Here is a 19390-nt window from a genome sequence, read left to right on the forward strand (position 1 = left end):
CGGTCTCCGGGGGAACAACCGGTGGATTCTGTTGTGTCTTATCGGACGCTTTCGCGGGCAAGCCTCGCTCCTACAGGGATAGCGCCGAATCTGTAGGAGCGAGGCTTGCCCGCGAAGAGGCCATCCGCTACAACACAATACTCATGCCGTCATACGCCACTTCAACGTCCCGCCGAACCAGCTCGGCGCGCTCCGGCGAATCCTCATCGAGGATCGGGTTGGTGTTGTTGATGTGGATAAGCACCTTGCGCTGCTTGGGCAACTGTTCCAGCACTTCCAGCATACCGCCGGGGCCGTTCTGCGCCAGATGGCCCATTTCCCGGCCGGTGCGGGTGCCGACACCACGGCGCTGCATTTCGTCGTCGTCCCACATCGTGCCGTCCACCAGCAGGCAGTCGCTGCCGGCCATGATCTCCAGCAGCGGCGCGTCGACCTTGCCCAGGCCCGGCGCGTAGAACAGCTTGCCGCCGGTGTTCAGGTCTTCAATGATCAACCCGATGTTGTCGCCCGGATGCGGGTCGAAGCGGTGCGGCGAATACGGTGGCGCGGCACTGCGTAGTGGCAGTGGAGTGAAACGCAGACTCGGGCAGGTCGGGATGGTGAAGCTGCAGTCGAGTTCGATGCGGTTCCAGTTCAGCCCGCCATTCCAGTGGGTCAGCATGGTGAACAGCGGGAAACCGGTGCTCAGGTCTTCATGGACCATGTCGGTGCACCAGACGTTGTGCGGGCAACCCTCGCGCAGGCTGAGCAGGCCGGTGGTGTGGTCGATCTGGCTGTCCATCAGGATGATCGCGCTGATACCGGTATCGCGCAGGGCGCGGCCCGGTTGCATTGGGGCAAAATTCTGGAGCTGGGCGCGGATGTCCGGCGAGGCGTTGCACAGCACCCAGTTCACGCCGTCATCGGAAATCGCGATGGACGACTGGGTCCGCGCCTTGGCGTTCAGGCTCCCGTCGCGAAAACCTGCGCAGTTCACGCAGTTGCAGTTCCACTGGGGGAAACCGCCGCCGGCGGCGGAACCTAGAATCTGGACAAACATGGGTGCTCCATCATTTAAACGCTGAAAATAAAAACGCCTCGGCAAACCGAGGCGCTGAACGGCAGGACAAGCTTAGCGGCTTGCGAAGTACATGGTGACTTCAAAGCCGATACGCAGGTCGGTGTAAGCAGGTTTGGACCAGGACATGGGAGCGCTCCTTCAGGTGATGGGACAGTTGAGATCTATACATATAGTCCACCTCCAGCCGGAGATGTTCAGATAGTTAGGTGGCTATGTTACTCAAAATTACAGAGCGATTGGCCTGCAATCTCGGAAAAAGCTAATTGCACCAGCGGTAATGATCATTTTGCCACTTGCCAAGGCGCCTCCGGCTGCGAACTGCTGGCCAGCCCGCGCCAGCCGCCCTCGGCATTGATCAGGCGTTGTGCGGCGGCGCGCAGGGCAGAACGATCGATGTCCAGAATGGCTTGGGGAAGCTGCGTAAGATAATCCGACGAGTGGCCGGCCAGTTTGCCCTGCCAGAGCAGTTCGGCGGCCTGGGCGACGGGCAACGCAGCGATCTGGAATTGATCGGTCAAGGCCTGACGCTGGGCAACGAAGGTCGCCTCGTCGATGCCGTCGATCATTGCGGGAAGGTCGTTCAGAAAGTCTTCCATGTGTTGCAGCAGGTTTAGAGGGGCGACGCTCGGTGATTGCACGCCGAACAGAACACCCGTCTGCCCATGGACCTGACGCAGCGCACTGAACACCGCATAACCCAGTTGCAACTCCACGCGAAGACGCTGGTAGAACGGTGTCTGACAAATATGCGCGAGCAAACGCCACGCAGCTTCGTCAGAGATTTCCTGCGTGGCCGTCGGACAGAACAGCAACAGCGCGTGTTCGCTGGAACCGGTGTCGAGGGTGGTCCACAGACGCTGCCCGTTGATCGAGGGCGGCGACGACGGTTGAGTGTCCGCAATGCCGGGCACGCGACTCAGGGCGAAACCCATCGCTGCTTGAGTCTGTGCCGACAACCCGATTGCCAAGCCTTCCCAGCGCGCCGTCGACCACAGCTGCTGCAAGTCATCAGCGACTGAGCTTTGCTCAAGGCAATGATCAGGCAGCGCTTTCAGCAGTTGTTTAATCGGTATCAACGCGGCGCTTTTCGGTTCTTCCTGTGAGAAACCGGCGTCAGGGTTTGTCAGCTCTTTCAGCGCATGTTCGAGGACGGTCGGCATCGACTCTTGCAGCCCCGTCATTTTCAGCAACCATTCATTTCCAGAAGCGCTGAAGGAAAAGTCGACGCCTGCCTGACGGGCATCCTCGCGCAGCGGCTGCAGGCGATTTTCCAGACCCTGCTGATGGCGGGGTTGAGGTCTGGACTCTAATCGCCAGCGCAGATAAATCGCGCCTTCAGCGCTGTTGTCCGGCAGGGCCTGGCTGAATTGCATCGGCGAGTTTTCGCGACGGCTGCGCGAGCGGTCTTGGGCAAATGTCCGCAGGCCACGGTGTTTGCTGGTCTGGCCGCGAATCAGGCCGGCATTTGAGGGTGGCGCCTCGGCGCGCAAGAACGGATTCGGTGTCGGCAGTTGCCATTCACCACTGAAGTTATCCACAACGCCGATTTTCTTCAGGATGTCCTTGAGCGCTACAACGCCTTGTTCGGATAACCCGGTTTCAAGCTGTTCGCTGTCCAGTCGGGCCAGTTGCAGCGCACTGCTGACTTGTTGCTGGCGCTGAAGCACGGCAGCGTACTCGTCACGCAGGAGGGTCCAATCTTGTTGAGCTGCAAAAAAGCCCAGCCAATCCAGGAGCTTCTCGCTCAGGATGCTCGTCGATGCGGTCGTTGTGAATTCAACGTGCAGCACGGCTTGTCCGGCAAATTGATACAGCGGCTTGGCATTCAGATGCTCAGCCAAACCGCATTCGCGCAATACAGTCAGCAGCCCGCCGGGTTTCGCGGCGTTCAACCAATGGCACAGAAACGCCAATGCTTCGGTCGACGCATTGGGCAGCGCTTCGAAGGTAAACAGCAGATCCAGCCGACGCTCGCCAGCCTGTTGATAACTTGCGACTGAAGATTCCATCAGCGGCACAGGGGCCAGTTGCGGGAGGTTTTCTCCCACGGAAATCACCGCGCCGAACGTCAGCGCCATTTGCTTCAACTCTTCGATACTTTGCGGGCCGGCCAGGCTCAGCGTCATCTGTCCGGTCTGATAAAACCGCTGATGGAAATCCTGCAGCGCTTGCTGAAACTCCGGTTGCTGCACGGGCAGGCTGTCGCGGTTGCCGGCATGAAAGCCGCGCAACGGATGAGTCGGCGAAAGCCCATCGAACAACGCCAGTTGTTGCTGTGCCGTAGGATCCTGCGACCAGGCGAAAAACTCCGCGTGCAGCACTTCCCGTTCCCGCAACTGATCGTCCAGATTCATACGCGGATGAGCGAGCATGTCTGACAGACGCTGCAATCCTCCGTTGAAGACTTGAGGTGGCAATTCGAAAAAGAAGTCGGTGGTGCGCTCGCTGGTCCGTGCATTCACCTGCCCGCCATGACCTTGTACGTAGGCCATCAGCCCTTGTTCCGCAGGAAAACGCTCGGTACCGAGAAACAGCAGGTGCTCAAGAAAATGCGCCAGGCCTGGCCATGCCAATGGCACGTCATGACTGCCCGCAGCGACCCGCAACGCGGCCGCACAACGCTTCAGATTCGGGGCATGACGCAGCGTCACCCGCAGGCCGTTGGCCAGGGTTTCAGTGTGAGGGCGAGGGGGATTCAGCGCAGGCATGAGCACTTCCAGAACAGGGAAGCGCTAATGCTAGCGGATTACTGGGTGTCAGCGCTTGTTCAGCTCGCCGTAAAGCTCCGGGCGGCGATCGAGGAAGTAACGATTGGCGGCGCGGGAATCGATCATCAACTGGCGATCCAGCTCACCGACAATCAACGCTTCATCGAGGCCCGCCTGTGCGATGCGGCTACCATCCGGTGCGGCGATGCTGCTCTGGCCGCAGTAGTGGATGTCGCCTTCGTTGCCGCAGTAATTGGCATACGCCACGTAACACTGGTTTTCGAAGGCGCGGGCGCGGACGGTGACGTCCGCGATGAAGTCGTAAGGAATCATGTTCGCCGTCGGCACCAGAATCAGCTCGGCGCCGGCCAGGGCCAGACGCCGCGCGTTTTCCGGGAACTCCATGTCGTAGCAAATCAGGAAACCGAGCTTCCAGCCGTTGAGCTCCACCAGCGGAAAATCATCCTGGCCGGCGCTGAACATCGAGTGATCTAGGTCGCCGAACAGGTGAGTCTTGCGGTAGTTGCACAGGCGTTCGCCATTGGCGTCGATCAGTTGCACGGCGTTGTAGATCTGCCCGTCTTCGGTACGCTCGGGATAGCCATACAAAATGGCGATCCCCGCTGTCTTGGCAATGCGCGCGATCTGCTGCGCCGATTCACCGTTGTGCACCTCCGCCAAGACGCTGACGGCATCGACGCCGATGTTGTAACCGGTCAGGAACATCTCCGGTAGCACCAGCAAATCGGCGCCTTTGGCCTCCAGCGCCAGTTGATGCAGGCGTTGCAAATTGCCGGCGACGTCCAGGGGCAGCGGCTGACATTGGTAAAGGGCTACGCGCATTTCGAACTCCTTTTACTCGGGCAGGGCGATCGGACCGATCTCGTTGAACACATCTCCTGGACCCGGGTTCTCGGCGTGAGTTTCACCGCCGAAGTGTTTCATGATGCCCCACACCGCATTGAGCGAGGTCTGCACCGCGCCTTCGACCCACGCCGGTGTCCACGAAACGTCGTCGCCGGCGATGAAAATCCCGCGCTGTTCGGCTGGCATATCAGCCTGCATGAAGTGTGCGTACATGCGCTGGTTGTAACGGTAGTGACCGGGCAAAGCGCCTTTGAACGCGCCAAGGAAATGCGGGTCGGCTTCCCACGACACGGTGATCGGATCGCCGATGATTCGCGCGGCGATGTCGACTTTCGGGTAGATCTTTTTCAGCGCGTTCAACGCCAGTTCGACGCGTTTTTCCACTGGATGTGGAAGCATTTTCAACGCATCGCTCATCCACGAGTACGACAGGCAAATCACGCCCGGCTTGTCGTCGCCGTTGTCGAACAGATAGGTGCCGCGGGTCAGGCGATCGGTGAGGGTCATGCTCATCAGGTCGCGGCCGGTTTCCGGATCCTTGTCCTTCCAGAACGGGCGGTCGACCATCACGAAGGTTTTCGACGATTGCATGTAGCGGGTACGGTCGAGGGCCATCCACATCTTTTGCGAGAACAGGGTTTCGTCGCACTCGATCTGGGTGGTCAGCAGCCAGCTCTGGCAGGTGGTCAGTACCGCCGCGTACTCGCGGGTATCGCCGTTGTTATCGGTGACCGCAAAACGGCCGTCCGCGGCGTGAGCGATTTTTTTGACTCCGGAGCGTGGTGCGCCTCTGTGCAGCGACTTGAGGCTGGTGCCTTCGGGCCAGTGCACGCAACGTTCCGGCGCATGGCGCCAGATGCCTTGCGGCACTTGTTCGACGCCGCCGACGACCAGATGTTGGTGATCGTCGCAGTTAGTCATCACTACGCGGAAGATTTCCAGCATCGAGTTCGGGAAGTCCGAGTCCCAGCCGCCAGTGCCGAAACCAACCTGGCCGAATACTTCGCGGTGATGGAACGACAGCTTGGCGAAGGCTTCGGAGGTGGCGACAAAGTCGTAGAAGGTGCGGTCGTCCCACAGCGGAACCAGGGTGTTCCACAACTCTTTGAGGCGTGGCACGTCACGGTCGCGGATCGCTTGCTGGATATCGGAGAACTGTGAGCCGGCTTCCAGTGCGTCCGCCCACGCGTCAGCCACTTCCTGGAACAGTGCCGGAAGATCCGCCAGTTTCTGTGCGTAATGGGTTTTGCCTTCCAGGTCGATGACGGTGCTGCCAGAGGCAGGGGTCAGCGGATTGGGAAAGGGTTTGGTCTCGAGGCCGAGCTTGTCGACGTAGTGGTAAAACGCGGTGGACGACACCGGGAAGCGCATGCCGCCCAGTTCGGCGACGATGCCATCGGTCCCGTTGAACGCCTGCGAGCGCAGACGGCCGCCCAATTTCGAGGCTTCATAGATGACGGGCTTGAGGCCCAGTTTCATCAGTTCGTAGGCCGCGACCAAACCGGCGATACCGGCGCCGACAATCGCTACTTCGGCGCCGTGGTTGTGCGCAGGAATGCTGCCGAGGCCGGCCGGGTGTTCGATCCAGTCGTCGAAGGCGAAAGGAAAGTCCGGGCCAAAAATGGTGACTGGTTTTTTACCGTCTGCAGGATGGCGATTGTTCTTGTTCATGGCTGACCTTGCTGGCGACCGGACGCGGGGTGCGCGTCTGAGTATAGGAAAAGATGGCAGCCATTCTAGAGAGCGTAGAACACGTTAATAAGACGCAATGTGTCGTCGTTTTGCTAATTAATTGAGCAAAATGACGAGCTATTGCTACACACCGTCCAGTGTGGGAGCGAGCCTGCTCGCGATGACGGAGTGTCAGTCGACATTGATAGTGATGGGTAAATCGATTCGCCGGCAAGCCGGTCTCGCTCCCACCTTGGTCGGCGTTAAACCGGCTGGCCGCGATCTATCTTGCTGCTGAGAATGATCGACGTGGTCGTCTTCTCCACCCCGTCCACACTGCCGATCTGATCCAGCAACTGATCCAGCTGCTCCGGCGAATCAGTGCGCAACCACGCCACATAATCAAATTCGCCACTCACTGCACACAACTGCTGAACCTGAGCCATCGCACTCAAGCGCCGCAACACTTCCTTGCCGGAGCGCGGTTGCACCGTGATCCCGACGTACGCCTGCAATCCGCCGTCCACCACACGCTGGCCCAAGCGCACGCCGTAACCGGTGATGACCCTGGCCTTTTCCAGGCGCGACAGCCGCGACGTCACGGTGGTGCGGGCAATGCCCAATTGCCGGGCGAGCATGGCCACGCTTTCACGGGCATTGATTTGCAGGGCCGCGATCAATTGGCGGTCGATTTCGTCAAGAACGGGCGGGCGGGTGTCAGGCAATGGTCGTCTCCAGCAACACAAATCAATGGCTCAACATGTTACAGCACCGCTCGCATACCGGATGTTTGATCTAGCCTCAGTACCGTTCATGCCATTTTTACCTGCGACAATTTGCCATAAGTAACTAGGTAGTACATTATTCCGCGCTTGTCACAAATGGGGAAAATTACCGACATGAATAATTCTGGGGCTGCCGGCGGCGGCAAATGGTTGCTGTCGGGGCTGGGTGTCCTGATTGCGTTGATCGGACTCGGCCTGGCCGGTGGCGGCGGTTATCTGGTCTCGCTGGGCGGCAGCTGGTATTTCCTGCTGATGGGCCTGGCGATGCTGGTGTCCGGGCTGATGATCGCCCGTCGCAAGCCGCAAGGTGCGTGGCTGTATGGCGTGGCGCTGATGCTTACCGCGATCTGGGCCGTATGGGACACCGGTTTCGAATACTGGCCACTGGTCTCGCGCGTGCTGACCTTCGCCGTGATCGGCGTGGTCGTTGCGCTGATCTATCCGACGCTGGTCCGTGCTTCAGGCGCGACTGCCGGCCGTGGCGCTTATGGCCTCGCCGGTATCCTGGGCGTCGGCGTTGTCGCAACGATGGCCTACATGTTCGTGCCGACCCATGTGGTCAAGGCCAGCATTGAACCGGCTGTTACGCCGGTCGCTCCGGGTACCGAGCAGAAAGACTGGGCCCATTGGGGCAACACCACCGCTGGCAACCGCTTTGCCGCGCTGGACCAGATCAACAAAGGCAACATCGACAAGTTGCAGGTGGCGTGGACCTTCCGCACCGGCGACATCCCGCAAAGCACCGGCGCTGGCGCTGAAGACCAGAACACCCCGCTGCAAATCGGCGACACGGTCTACACCTGCACCGCTTACGGCAAAGTCTTCGCGCTGGACGTCGACACCGGCGCCCAACGCTGGAAGTTCGACCCGCAAGGTACTGCGCCAAACTGGCAGCGTTGTCGTGGCCTGGGTTATTCCGAGACGCCAGTGTCTTCGGATAACCAGCCCACTGCCTGTACGAAACGTCTGTTTCTACCGACCGGCGATGCCCGTCTGATCGCGATCAATGCCGAGACCGGCAAGCCGTGTGAAGAGTTTGGCAACAAAGGCACGGTCGATCTGACCACCGACATGGGTGAAGTGAAGCCCGGTTACTACCAGCAAACCTCGACCCCGCTGGTCGCAGGTGACGTGGTGATCGTCGGTGGCCGTGTGGCCGACAACTACTCCACCGGTGAACCGCCAGGCGTGGTCCGCGCTTACGATGTACGCAGCGGTGAACTGGTGTGGGCGTGGGATCCGGGCAATCCGAACACCACCAAACGTCCACCGGCTGGTGAGACTTATACACGCGGCACACCGAACGTCTGGTCGGCCATGTCCTACGACGCCAGACTCGGTCTGGTCTACTTGCCCACCGGCAACGCCACGCCAGACTTCTTCGGCGGCCAACGCACGGCATTCGATGACAAGTGGAGTTCGTCCATCGTCGCCATCGACGTGAAGACCGGTCAGGTGCGCTGGCACTTCCAGACCACCCATCACGACCTGTGGGACTTCGACCTGCCGGCCCAACCGTTGCTGTACGATGTGCCGGACGACAAGGGCGGCCTGCAGCCAGCCTTGGCGCAAGTCACCAAACAAGGCGAGATCTTCCTGCTCAACCGCGAAACCGGCGTGCCAATCGCGCGCGTCGAAGAGCGCCCGGTTCCGCAAGGTAGTGTGCCCGGCGAACGCTATTCGCCCACCCAGCCGTTCTCGGTGGACATGCCGTCCATCGGCAACAAGACCCTGACCGAAGCCGACATGTGGGGCGCTACGCCGTTTGATCAATTGATGTGCCGCATCCAGTTCAAAGGCATGCGCCACGAAGGCGTCTACACCCCGCCGGGCATGGACCGCGCGCTGCAATTCCCGGGCTCGTTGGGTGGTATGAACTGGGGCAGCGTCTCGGTAGATCCAAACACGAACTACATGTTCGTCAACGACATGCGCCTGGGCCTGGCCAACTACATGATCCCGCGCAACAAGATCGCCGCCGGGGCCAGCGGTATCGAAATGGGCGTCGTGCCACAGGAAGGCACACCGTTCGGGGCGATGCGCGAACGCTTCCTCTCGGCGGTGGGCATTCCGTGCCAGAAGCCGCCGTTCGGCACGATGTCCGCCATCGACCTCAAGACCCACAAACTGATGTGGCAAGTCCCGGTCGGCACCGTGCAAGACACCGGCCCGCTGGGTATCCGCATGCATTTGCAGATACCGATTGGCATGCCGACCCTCGGTGCTTCCCTGGCCACCCAGTCCGGCCTGCTGTTCTTCGCCGGTACCCAGGATTTCTACCTGCGGGCGTTCGATACGGGTAACGGGAATGAGATCTGGAAGTCGCGTTTGCCGGTGGGTAGCCAGTCGGGTCCGATGACTTACGTTTCGCCGAAAACCGGCAAGCAGTACATCCTGCTGACGGTGGGCGGTGCGCGTCAGTCGACGGATCGTGGGGATTACGTGATTGCGTATGCCTTGCCTGAGTAAAGGCTGAATCGCACGTACGAAAAAGCCGCGCGATTGCGCGGCTTTTTTTTGTTGAGCGAACCGACCCGAAGCCAGCAACGCACAGGATGGACAGCAATCGCCACTCGTAGTCGAATACTAAGTCGAGGGATGCAAGGAGACGGAGATGACGAAGCAGATGCCTTCAGCCATGCACGATCGTGCGTTGCAGATTGCCCATCACGAAATGGGCCACTACGTCGTGGCCCGCGCATTGGGGTTTGCAACCGGCGGCGTGACCCTGTCCGTGACCATGGACTTGCGGCATCAAGGAGGCGCTGCCATTACTCTGGCGCGCCCGATTTCATCGATGGAAGCAATGAAAGCGCACGTGGAAGCCCGAATAATGGTCCTGATGGCTGGCGCCATGGGGCAGACATTGTCTTCGACACATCGATCCGGGAATCGCGTCGACAAGACGAAAGCCGTCACCATCCTGAAAGGTGCGCTGGGGGCGGAACAGGATTATGCAAAAGTAAAAGAGCTTCAGCATTTGCTGCGCAACATTACCTGTCCCGATACGGATCCCACGTCATCTGACCTTATTGCGGCTGAGCTTCAAGCGATGACTGATCGCATGTGGGGCCGGACTCAAGCAATCGTCGAGGACCTGGCGGACACGATTACCGAACTGGGACGCGTGTTGGTAGACGCCATGGTCATCGTGGAGCAGTGGGGCAGGGCGGCGGATACGTATGAGGTGGTGTTTACGCGTGAAATGCTTGAGCGGTTGCGGCCAGTGCAGGCCATTCCATCGTTGGGTGTTTGGGCGTAAGACAGCGCACCACCGATCATCCTGTGAAAGCCCCGAATTCTCGGGGCTCATTCCACGGCCCATCGGCCGTTATTTTTTGGACTTCGTATCGGTGCGATCAGGTCCGCGCTCCAGCACCTTCATCACATCGTCGACCACGGCCTTGCTCATCGACGTCAGGTAATGCGCGGCCCAGGCGTGGCGGTCGGTGTCTTTGGCGTAGGCGGCGTCCATGGTCAGCTCCTTGGCGAGGTACAACAGATTTGAGGCCTGAGCTAGAGCATCGGCGAGGGGGACGCCACTACTGACATGGAACAGTGGTTGGTTTGAGCAGTAGATGAAGGGGGTGAGGCCGATGGTTTTCAGTTCTGAGGGGTGGAGCGGATTTGTTTGAGGCATGGTTTTACTCCAGGGTTCCAGGAGCTGCCATTTTTCGTTACCACACGAAAAGGTGGCAGCTGTACGCAGGGTGGTAAACCGGGAACCAAGGAAACCGGCACGCCCGAGGGCGTCCCACGCACAGCCGCCATATCAAGAATTCAGGCCTGAAAACTACCTTCGTTCGTAATGCGTGCATTAGTGCGCTGGTTTCGCCGGGTTACCACACCCGATCACTGCATTTGCAGCGACGTCCGGAGACTATCCCGTCGAAGAACAGCGCAACAAGGCATCAAAGTGCCCACAAAACACGATTCGGAGTTTGCCTACAAGGTCTGCGGACGTCATCCGATATTGCGCCACCTAAAGTAAACAAAACCAAACGCCATTCACGCAAAAGCCGCGCATTACGCGGCTTTCTTGTTTGGACGGTTTCGATGTCGCTGGGCAAGTTGGGCTTTATGCTGCTGTGCGGTAAGGACTGGTTGCGGCGACCTGGTTCGACCAAACGCTAGGGGCAGAAACGAAAAAAGACGCCATAGGCGTCTTCTTCGATTCGGTAAAGCAGATCCGGACACCACTTTTACGAACCGCCTTGCGCGGTTACGGCTTTCGCCGCTGGGAAGCGCTCAATCTCATCCGGTCAGTCGCTTCGACAAGCCAGACTTAATGAAAGTTGATATTCACGTCAATCATTAAGTCTGACGAAAGCCGCGCATTAAGCGCGGCTTTTTTGTTTGGTGGGCCCACACGGACTTGAACCGTGGACCAAAGGATTATGAGTCCTCTGCTCTAACCAACTGAGCTATAGGCCCTCAGTAGGCCGCGGATTATAGCGACGGTTTCTCGGCTGTGCTATCCGAAAAATCCGATACGGCTATACGAAGAAACGTCGCGGCGAATTCGTCCGCCCGCAACGGTAAGCTGACGATGTAGCCCTGAATCTGTTCGCAGCCTTCTTCGGCGAGAAATAGTTGCTGCGCCAGAGTCTCGACACCTTCGGCTATCACGGTGAATTGCATGCTGCGACCCAACGCGATGATGGCGCGGACGATTGCCGCATCGTGGGGATCATCCGGCAGGCCGCGGACGAAAGACTGGTCGATCTTGAGAATATCCAGCGGCAGGCGTTTGAGGTAGCTCAGGGAGGAATAGCCGGTGCCGAAGTCGTCGATGGCCAGTTGCACACCCAGGTGTTTGAGTTGATGCAGCACCGCCAGCGCTTCCTCGGCCTGGCTCATGATGAAGTTCTCGGTAATCTCCAGTTGCAATAAGCCGGGCTGAAGGCCGTTGTCCTTGAGCAGTTGTTCGATCCGGCCGAGCAGGTTGGGTTGACGCAGTTGTGCGCCTGCGAGGTTGACCGACAGCGGGCCGAGGCACTCATAGGTCTGATTCCACTCGTACATCTGCCGACATGCGGTCTCGAGCACCCAGTCGCCGATTTGCAGAATCATCCCGTTCTCTTCGGCCAGCGGAATGAAGTGCTCTGGCGGCACGGCGCCGAAGGTCGGGTGATGCCAGCGGATCAGCGCTTCGGCGCCGACAAGGCGATGGTCCTCCAGGCTGATTTTGGGCTGGTAACACAGGGACAGCTCATTGCGCTCGATGGCACGGCGCAGCTCGTGCTCCAGTGCGACGCGCTCGCTGGCCTGGGCGGTCAGGTCGCGGGTATAGCTTTCGACCCGGTTGCGGCCCTTGGCCTTGGAGCGATACATGGCCGCGTCGGCGTTTTTGACCAGCGTGGCGACGTCACAGCCGTCCTTGGGATACAGGCTGGTGCCGATGCTGGCGCTGATGAAGAACTCATGCTCGCCCGCCTGGAATGGCGCGCTGAAGCAGTTGAGCAACTTGGTTGCGATATTGTCGGCGTCGGTGGATTGCTGCAGGCCTGGCAGCAGGATGATGAACTCGTCGCCGCCCAGCCGCGCCACAGTGTCGATATCGCGCAACTGCTCCTTCAGACGCACGGCGATGCCCTTGAGCAGCAGGTCGCCGACCGGGTGGCCGAGGCTGTCGTTGATGTGTTTGAAGCGGTCCAGATCGAGGAACAACACGGCGCCCTGGCCGCCGTTTTCCTGCTGGTTGTTGAGTGCGGTCAGCAATCGGCTCTCGAACAGTGTGCGGTTGGGCAGGCCGGTGAGCGGGTCGTGGTGCGCCTGATAATCGAGTTTGGCTTGCGCGTGCTTCAGGCTGGAAATGTCCGCGAACACGGCAACAAAGTGGGTGATGAACTTGTCGCGGTTGCGCACGGCGCTGATGGTCAGCCAGCTCGGGTACAACTCGCCGTTTTTGCGCCGGTTGGAAATCTCGCCCTGCCAATGGCCTTCGGCGGTCAGTTGATGCCACATGGCGGCGTAGAAGGCGCTGTCATGCAGGCCTGAGGCAAGCAGGCGCGGGGTGTGGCCCAGTGCTTCGCTTTCGCTGTAGCCGGTAATTTCGGTAAACGCGCGGTTGACCGCGCTGATGTGTTGCTGCGTGTCGGTGATCAAAACCCCCTCGGCGGTGCTCTCGAACACCGTCGCGGCTTGTTGCAGTTTTTCCTGCATCAGGTGTCGCTCGGTGATGTCCCGGGCGATGGTCAGCATGCAGTCTTCATCGCCGATCGGCAGCGGTCGGCTGGACACCTCGCAGAGGCGGATCTGCCCGTCGCTGCGGCGGATATGGCAACTGAAGTCACGGACGAAACCATCCCGGTGCAGCAGGTCGAGCATCTGTTTGCGTTCGTTGAGATTGACCCAGATCCCCAACTCAAGCGCCGAACGATCCACCGACATCGCACTGTTGAAACCGGTAATGCGGCTGAAGCCATCGTTGACCTCCAGCAGCAAGCCATCGCTCTGCCGGGACAGCAGCAAACCGTCGGGGGACGCGTGGAAGGCTTTGGCGAATTTCTCTTCGGATGTTTGCAGCTGTTGCTGGGTTTCCTTGAGCTTGCTGATATCGCGCACAACCACCACCAACGCCGGGGTCGTATCGAGATCGAAAGGTTCGGCGGAGATCAGGCCGGTAAACACTTGGCCATTGCTGCGGCGAAAGGGCATCTCCAGGTTACGGATGCTGCCGGCCTGCAAGCGTTGCAACAGACCTGGCCCAACGCCGGGTATGCCCCAGATGTTCAGGTCGGTGGCGGTCTGACCGATGACTTCCTCGGCTTTGAGACCAATCTGCTCCTCGAACGCTTCGTTGACCTCCAGCAGGCAGCCATCCGACAACCGCGCAATGACCAGAATGTCCGGGCATTGCTGGAATACCGAGGCAAACTTCTGCTCCGACAGGCGCAACGCCTCTTCGGTGCGCTTGGTTTCGCTGATGTCGATCATCAGCCCGCGCATCACCGGTTCATGGCCGTGCTCGATCAGGCTGACGATGTCGCGCACCCACAGGCAACGGCCGTCGGCGGTGATGACCCGGTAATCGAGGCTGTGATCGCGCCCGGCCAGGACTTCGTGATCGCAGAAGGTCTGGGCGCGGGTCAGGTCGGCGGGGTGGATGATGTTGCGCCAGAACCCCGGAATCAGCCAATGGGACAGGGGATAACCAAGCAATTCTTCGGCGTGGGGCGACACATAGCTGTAGGTGAAATCGGTGATCCGCGCTTCCCAGGCGATGGCCGAAAGGCTCTCCACCAGCCCGCGATAATGGTATTCGCTGCTGCGCAGTTCCTGTTCAAGGTCGACGCGGCGGGAGATTTCCGAACTCAGTCGGCGATTGATCCGGATGACCACCGCCAGCACGGTGATCAGCAACAGCAACCCCGGCAGGCCGTAAACGATCAGATCGGACCAAAAGGTTCGATGATCGAGGACGTTACCGACCCAATGTTCCTGGATGGCGCTGATTTCTGCCGGTGTCATGTCCGCCAGGACTTTGTCCAGGATGCCGACCAGAATCTTCTTGTTCTGAGGCACGCCCATGGCCAGTTGATAGCGATAGGGCGTCTCGCCGCTGACATAGAGGCCATCGAGCTTGAGTTGGCGCAAGCTCCAGACGCTGGAAGCGAGATCGCCGACCACCGCGTCCACTTCATCGGTCGCCAATGCCTGCAAGGCCGAACTGACGTTGGGCATGCCCACAAGGTTCAGGTCGGGGTGGTGAGTGCGCAGCAGTTCATGAGGCGCGTAGTTTTCCACCACGGCGATTTTCAGACCGTACAACTCTTCAAGCTTGTGCGGTTGAGCGCCTCCGACGTGGGCAAGGATGACGATCGGAAAGTCGAGGTAGGGGCGCGTAAACGCCAGGTATTTCTGACGCTCCGGGGTCGACATGATGCCTGGCAACAGATCCAGTTTCGCTTGTTTGGCCTGCTCAAGCACAGCCGTCCAGCTCACAGGCTCGATGGGCGTGAGCTTGATGGCCAGGCGTTGGCGAATCAGGTCGATGTAATCCGCCGCAAGGCCCTGATAGCGGCCCTGATCGTCACGAAACTCAAAGGGTGGCCATGACGCATCGACACCCAAGCGTAAGTCAGGGTGGGCCGTCAACCAGCTACGTTCTTCGTCGGTCAGAGTCAGCGCGCCAGCCGTTGCGGTCCAGGTCATCAGCGACAGCAAAAAAAGCACGGTCGGCAGTCTGGGCATAACGGTCTCGTTATGGCTCGGGGGAATGTTTCGAGTGTAGACGGGCAATTCGGCGGGAGGGAAGTGCGGGGGATTTAATCTGCATAAAGCAAAACCCCCGGCCTGGGCCGGGGGTTTTGTGATCACTCGTCGAGGAAGGAGCGCAGATGCTCGCTTCTCGTCGGGTGGCGCAGCTTGCGCAGCGCCTTGGCTTCGATCTGACGAATCCGTTCACGGGTCACGTCGAACTGCTTACCAACCTCTTCAAGCGTGTGGTCGGTATTCATGTCGATACCGAAGCGCATGCGCAGAACCTTGGCTTCACGGGCAGTGAGGCCGGACAGGACTTCGCGAGTCGCTTCTTTAAGGCTCTCAACGGTAGCAACATCGATTGGCGACTGCATGGTCGAGTCTTCGATGAAGTCACCCAGATGGGAGTCTTCGTCATCACCGATCGGGGTTTCCATGGAGATCGGCTCTTTAGCGATCTTCAATACCTTGCGGATCTTGTCCTCAGGCATTTCCATGCGTTCGCCCAGCTCTTCCGGGGTCGGTTCGCGACCCATTTCCTGCAACATCTGCCGGGAAATACGGTTGAGCTTGTTGATCGTCTCGATCATGTGCACCGGAATACGGATGGTGCGGGCCTGGTCGGCGATCGAGCGAGTGATCGCCTGACGGATCCACCAGGTGGCATAAGTCGAGAATTTGTAGCCGCGGCGGTATTCGAACTTGTCTACCGCTTTCATCAAACCGATGTTGCCTTCCTGGATCAGATCGAGGAATTGCAGGCCACGGTTGGTGTACTTCTTGGCGATGGAGATCACCAGACGCAAGTTCGCTTCGACCATCTCTTTCTTCGCGCGGCGGGCCTTGGCCTCACCGATCGACATGCGACGGTTGATGTCCTTGATCTCGGCGATCGTCAAACCTGTTTCGGTTTCCAGCGCGGTCAGCTTCTGCTGGCAACGAATGATGTCCGGCTGCAGGCGACCAATGGCTTCAGCATATTTGCTTTTGCCTTTGGCCAGAGCGTCGCTCCAGCTTTCGTCAACTTCGTTGCCCGGGAACTGGCGCAGGAAGTCGGCACGCGGCATACGGGCATCACGCACGCACAATTGCATGATCGCGCGCTCTTGCTGACGCAGACGATCCAGGGCACTGCGAACACGCTCGACCAGGCCTTCGAATTGCTTCGGCACCAGTTTGATCGGCATGAACAGCTCAGCCAGGGCCAACAGTTCAGCGATAGCTGCCTTGTTGTTGCGACCGTGCTTTTTCAGAGCCTTGCGGGTGATTTCCATCTGATCAGCGACAGCGCCAAAACGCTGTGCGGCGATGATCGGATCCGGACCGCTTTCGGCTTCTTCTTCGTCATCCGAAGCTTCGGCGTCATCGTCGTCGGTATCGTCGTCCGCTTTCACGGCTTTCGGATCGACTGGCGGCGGCACTTCTGCAGCAGGCGGCGCAATGCCGTCGTCCGGGTCGATATAACCGCTCAGGACGTCGGACAGGCGGCCACCTTCGGTGGTGACGCGAGTGTATTCGGAGAGAATATGGTCAACCGTGCCAGGGAAGTGCGCGATTGCGCCCATCACTTCGCGGATGCCTTCTTCAATACGTTTGGCGATTTCGATTTCGCCTTCACGTGTCAGGAGCTCTACCGTACCCATTTCGCGCATGTACATGCGCACCGGGTCGGTGGTGCGACCGATGTCGGTTTCGACCGCTGCCAACGCTGCTGCTGCCTCTTCGGCCGCGGCTTCGTCGGTATCGGCGTCGGCCAGCATAAGGGAATCCTTATCTGGCGCAACCTCGAATACGTTGATCCCCATGTCATTGATCATGCGGATGATGTCTTCCACCTGTTCCGGATCTGAAATATCCTCCGGCAGGTGGTCGTTGACCTCCGCGTAAGTCAGGTAGCCCTGCTCACGACCAAGTGTGATCAACTCTTTGATACGAGACTGCTGTTGCGCTTTTCCGGACATAACACCCTATCCACTGAAGGTCTTGGCGGGCAAAAAACAAGCCGAGGATTATACCTGAGCTATGACCTCACGCGCCAGTTGAGGTCGGGTTTGGTACAGTCATATTGCGTTTTAATAGGTCGCGCATCTGATTTGCGATCTGATTTGCTTCCTCTGCGGTCAATCCCGGCTGTCTTGCTTTTCTGATAAGTGCTTCCAGGCTATCGGTGTGTTGACCGGCTGATAGCCTAGTAATGGTGTCTAAAAACTGTTGTTCAAGGTTGCCGCCTTCAATCAGCCATTCCTTTTCCGCCAATGCTTTGAGAAGACGTCCCTGCTCCGTCCCGTGCCAGCGGGCCATTAACTGAATTGAGTTTAGCTTAGGATTTTTTTGCACGGCCTCGATAAGGGCCACCAGCAATTGCGCGTAGGTGTTGCTCTCATTGGCGAAGTGATCGGCGGTTTCTACCCTGCCAGCCAGTTCCGGATGATGAATGAGCGTGCGAAGCGCAATCAGGGTCGGGGCTTCCACGGCAATCGGTGTGCGCGGGGGGCTTTGTTGATCGCGATCACCGCCACGCTTGCCATTTTTGTCCCACGGTTTCTTGTCCCATTTCTTGCCGCCGGCGCCGGGTTTCTTCGGCGTCCATTCCTGCTGCGGCACGTACATCTCTTGTGCCTGCGGCTGATGGTAATCGCCGTAATCCGGCATCGCGTCGTAATCGATGCCCGGATCGTAAGCGGGCGGCGCGTCCTGAGGTGCGCTTTGCACCAGCTGGGTCACCGCTTCGCCACTGAGCCCGGTGATTTCGGACAGGCGCTTGCGCATGAGGATCCGCAGGTTCGCGCCCGGAACCTTGTCGATCAGCGGCGCCGCGAGGGTGGCCATGTGGGCCTTGCCTTCGAGCGAGCGCGGGTCCGATTCCTCGGTCAGTTGCTGAAAGAAATAGTCCGCCAATGGCTGCGCGTGCTGGTTGATCCGCGCGCGGAAAGCATCGGTGCCTTCGGAGCGGACCAGCGTATCCGGGTCTTCGCCCTCGGGTAGAAACAGAAAGCGCGCCCGTCGCCCGTCTTGCAGGCAGGGCAGGGTGGCTTCCAGTGCTCGCCATGCGGCGTTGCGGCCAGCCTGGTCGCCGTCGAAGCAGAACAAAACGTTGGGCACGACGCGAAACAGACGCTTCAAGTGCTCTTCGCTGGTGGCGGTGCCGAGTGTGGCGACGGCATTGCGCAGGCCTTGCTGGGCGAGGGCGATGACGTCCATGTAGCCTTCGACGACGATGATTTCGTCGAGGTTACGGTTGTTTTTGCGTGCTTCATAAAGGCCGTAGAGTTCCTGGCCTTTATGGAATACCGGGGTTTCCGGTGAGTTCAGGTATTTCGGTTTGTCATCGCCCAATACCCTGCCACCGAAAGCGATGATGCGCCCGCGGCTGTCGCGGATCGGAAACATCACGCGATCGCGGAAGCGGTCATAGCGTTTGCCGGTTTCGGCGTTTTCGATGAGCAGGCCGGCATCGACCATGGCTTTCTGTTGCAGCGTGTCGCTGCTCAGGTGCTTGAACAGATTGTCCCAGCCGGGCGGAGCGAAACCGAGGCCGAAGTCCCGGGCGATCTCGCCGGTCAGTCCGCGACCCTTCAAGTAATCCACCGCGGCTTTGCGCGACGGATGGCTTTTCAGTGCCTGACGATAGAAATCGGCGGCGGCGGTGAGCAGCGGGTAAAGCGGCGAATCGGTCGGCTGCCGCGGTTTGTGCGGCCGGCCGCTTTCTTCGCGGGGGATTTCCATGCCGGCGGCTTTGGCCAGTTCTTCGACAGCCTGGATGAAGTCCAGGTTGTCGTGGTCCATCATGAAGCCGAGGGCGTTACCGCCAGCACCGCAGCCGAAGCAGTAATAGAACTGCTTGTCGGGGCTGACGCTGAAAGACGGGGTTTTTTCTTTGTGGAATGGGCAGCAGGCAGTGTAGTTCTTGCCGGCCTTTTTCAGTTGCAGGCGCGAGCTGACCACATCGACGATGTCGGTGCGGTTCAGAAGGTCGTCAATGAAGCTCTGGGGAATTAGCCCGGCCATGGCGGTCTCGTCATCTGCGCTGAAATGGACCCAAAACGAAGGGCCGGCGAACGCGGGTCATTGCTTGAGGCGCGCAAAGTGTGCGG

The 19390-nt window shown here is 59.4% G+C and carries 12 protein-coding genes and 1 tRNA gene; 2 read left to right on the forward strand and 11 right to left on the reverse strand.

Translation table 11 applies throughout. The features are described 5' to 3' along the window. Positions 1-127: 127 nt before the first annotated feature. The 6 genes from pqqB to KGB27_RS12720 form a co-directional block, all read right to left on the reverse strand. Positions 128-1039, reverse strand: a complete 912-nt coding sequence (gene pqqB / locus KGB27_RS12695) for a pyrroloquinoline quinone biosynthesis protein PqqB (RefSeq protein ID WP_207284816.1) — start codon at positions 1037-1039, stop codon at positions 128-130. 72 nt (positions 1040-1111) lie between these two features. After that, entirely contained in the window at positions 1112-1186 is a 75-nt protein-coding gene (gene pqqA, locus KGB27_RS12700; protein WP_009045898.1) for a pyrroloquinoline quinone precursor peptide PqqA, read from the reverse strand. A gap of 155 nt (positions 1187-1341) precedes the next feature. Continuing rightward, a complete protein-coding gene (gene pqqF, locus KGB27_RS12705) occupies positions 1342-3768 on the reverse strand; it encodes a pyrroloquinoline quinone biosynthesis protein PqqF (protein WP_223554721.1) in 2427 nt (808 codons plus the stop codon). A 48-nt stretch (positions 3769-3816) separates the two neighbouring features. Then, positions 3817-4611: a carbon-nitrogen hydrolase family protein gene (locus KGB27_RS12710; RefSeq protein ID WP_223554723.1), complete on the reverse strand. Its 795-nt coding sequence runs from the start codon at positions 4609-4611 to the stop codon at positions 3817-3819. A gap of 12 nt (positions 4612-4623) precedes the next feature. After that, positions 4624-6306 (reverse strand): flavin monoamine oxidase family protein, encoded by a 1683-nt coding sequence (locus KGB27_RS12715; RefSeq protein ID WP_223554725.1) that lies wholly within the window; start codon positions 6304-6306, stop codon positions 4624-4626. Positions 6307-6569: 263 nt separating this feature from the next. After that, positions 6570-7031: an Lrp/AsnC family transcriptional regulator gene (locus KGB27_RS12720; protein ID WP_008027020.1), complete on the reverse strand. Its 462-nt coding sequence runs from the start codon at positions 7029-7031 to the stop codon at positions 6570-6572. Between the two features lie 174 nt (positions 7032-7205). On the opposite strand from KGB27_RS12720, the gene KGB27_RS12725 reads away from it, so the two are divergent. After that, positions 7206-9560 carry a glucose/quinate/shikimate family membrane-bound PQQ-dependent dehydrogenase gene (locus tag KGB27_RS12725; protein ID WP_223415956.1) on the forward strand — a complete coding sequence of 785 codons (2355 nt, stop codon included), beginning with the start codon at positions 7206-7208 and terminating at the stop codon, positions 9558-9560. Positions 9561-9705: 145 nt separating this feature from the next. Further along, the gene (locus KGB27_RS12730; protein WP_223554727.1) at positions 9706-10353 is read left to right on the forward strand and encodes a peptidase M41; all 648 of its coding nucleotides are present in this window, start codon (positions 9706-9708) and stop codon (positions 10351-10353) included. Positions 10354-10422: 69 nt separating this feature from the next. Here the strand turns inward: KGB27_RS12730 and KGB27_RS12735 are convergent, their stop codons facing one another. The 5 genes from KGB27_RS12735 to dnaG form a co-directional block, all read right to left on the reverse strand. Then, positions 10423-10731: a DUF3077 domain-containing protein gene (locus KGB27_RS12735; protein ID WP_223452636.1), complete on the reverse strand. Its 309-nt coding sequence runs from the start codon at positions 10729-10731 to the stop codon at positions 10423-10425. Between the two features lie 717 nt (positions 10732-11448). Beyond that, a tRNA-Ile gene (locus KGB27_RS12740) sits at positions 11449-11525 on the reverse strand. Between the two features lie 15 nt (positions 11526-11540). Then, the gene (locus KGB27_RS12745) at positions 11541-15287 is read right to left on the reverse strand and encodes a bifunctional diguanylate cyclase/phosphodiesterase (RefSeq protein ID WP_223554729.1); all 3747 of its coding nucleotides are present in this window, start codon (positions 15285-15287) and stop codon (positions 11541-11543) included. A gap of 122 nt (positions 15288-15409) precedes the next feature. Beyond that, a complete protein-coding gene (rpoD, locus tag KGB27_RS12750; protein WP_008027035.1) occupies positions 15410-17257 on the reverse strand; it encodes an RNA polymerase sigma factor RpoD in 1848 nt (615 codons plus the stop codon). Positions 17258-17324: 67 nt separating this feature from the next. Further along, complete coding sequence (gene dnaG, locus KGB27_RS12755) at positions 17325-19304, reverse strand: DNA primase (RefSeq protein ID WP_008035947.1); 1980 nt, start codon at positions 19302-19304, stop codon at positions 17325-17327. Positions 19305-19390: the final 86 nt, after the last annotated feature.

This window comes from Pseudomonas sp. BF-R-01, from assembly GCF_019946615.1.
Classification (GTDB): domain Bacteria; phylum Pseudomonadota; class Gammaproteobacteria; order Pseudomonadales; family Pseudomonadaceae; genus Aquipseudomonas; species Aquipseudomonas migulae.

Coding starts and splice junctions, on each gene's coding strand:
- pqqB (WP_207284816.1), bottom strand. CDS start 1,039: ATGTTTGTCCAGATTCTAGGTTCCGCCGCCGGCGGCGGTTTCCCCCAG.
- pqqF (WP_223554721.1), bottom strand. CDS start 3,768: ATGCCTGCGCTGAATCCCCCTCGCCCTCACACTGAAACCCTGGCCAAC.
- KGB27_RS12710 (WP_223554723.1), bottom strand. CDS start 4,611: ATGCGCGTAGCCCTTTACCAATGTCAGCCGCTGCCCCTGGACGTCGCC.
- KGB27_RS12715 (WP_223554725.1), bottom strand. CDS start 6,306: ATGAACAAGAACAATCGCCATCCTGCAGACGGTAAAAAACCAGTCACC.
- KGB27_RS12725 (WP_223415956.1), top strand. CDS start 7,206: ATGAATAATTCTGGGGCTGCCGGCGGCGGCAAATGGTTGCTGTCGGGG.
- KGB27_RS12730 (WP_223554727.1), top strand. CDS start 9,706: ATGACGAAGCAGATGCCTTCAGCCATGCACGATCGTGCGTTGCAGATT.
- KGB27_RS12735 (WP_223452636.1), bottom strand. CDS start 10,731: ATGCCTCAAACAAATCCGCTCCACCCCTCAGAACTGAAAACCATCGGC.
- KGB27_RS12745 (WP_223554729.1), bottom strand. CDS start 15,287: ATGCCCAGACTGCCGACCGTGCTTTTTTTGCTGTCGCTGATGACCTGG.
- rpoD (WP_008027035.1), bottom strand. CDS start 17,257: ATGTCCGGAAAAGCGCAACAGCAGTCTCGTATCAAAGAGTTGATCACA.
- dnaG (WP_008035947.1), bottom strand. CDS start 19,304: ATGGCCGGGCTAATTCCCCAGAGCTTCATTGACGACCTTCTGAACCGC.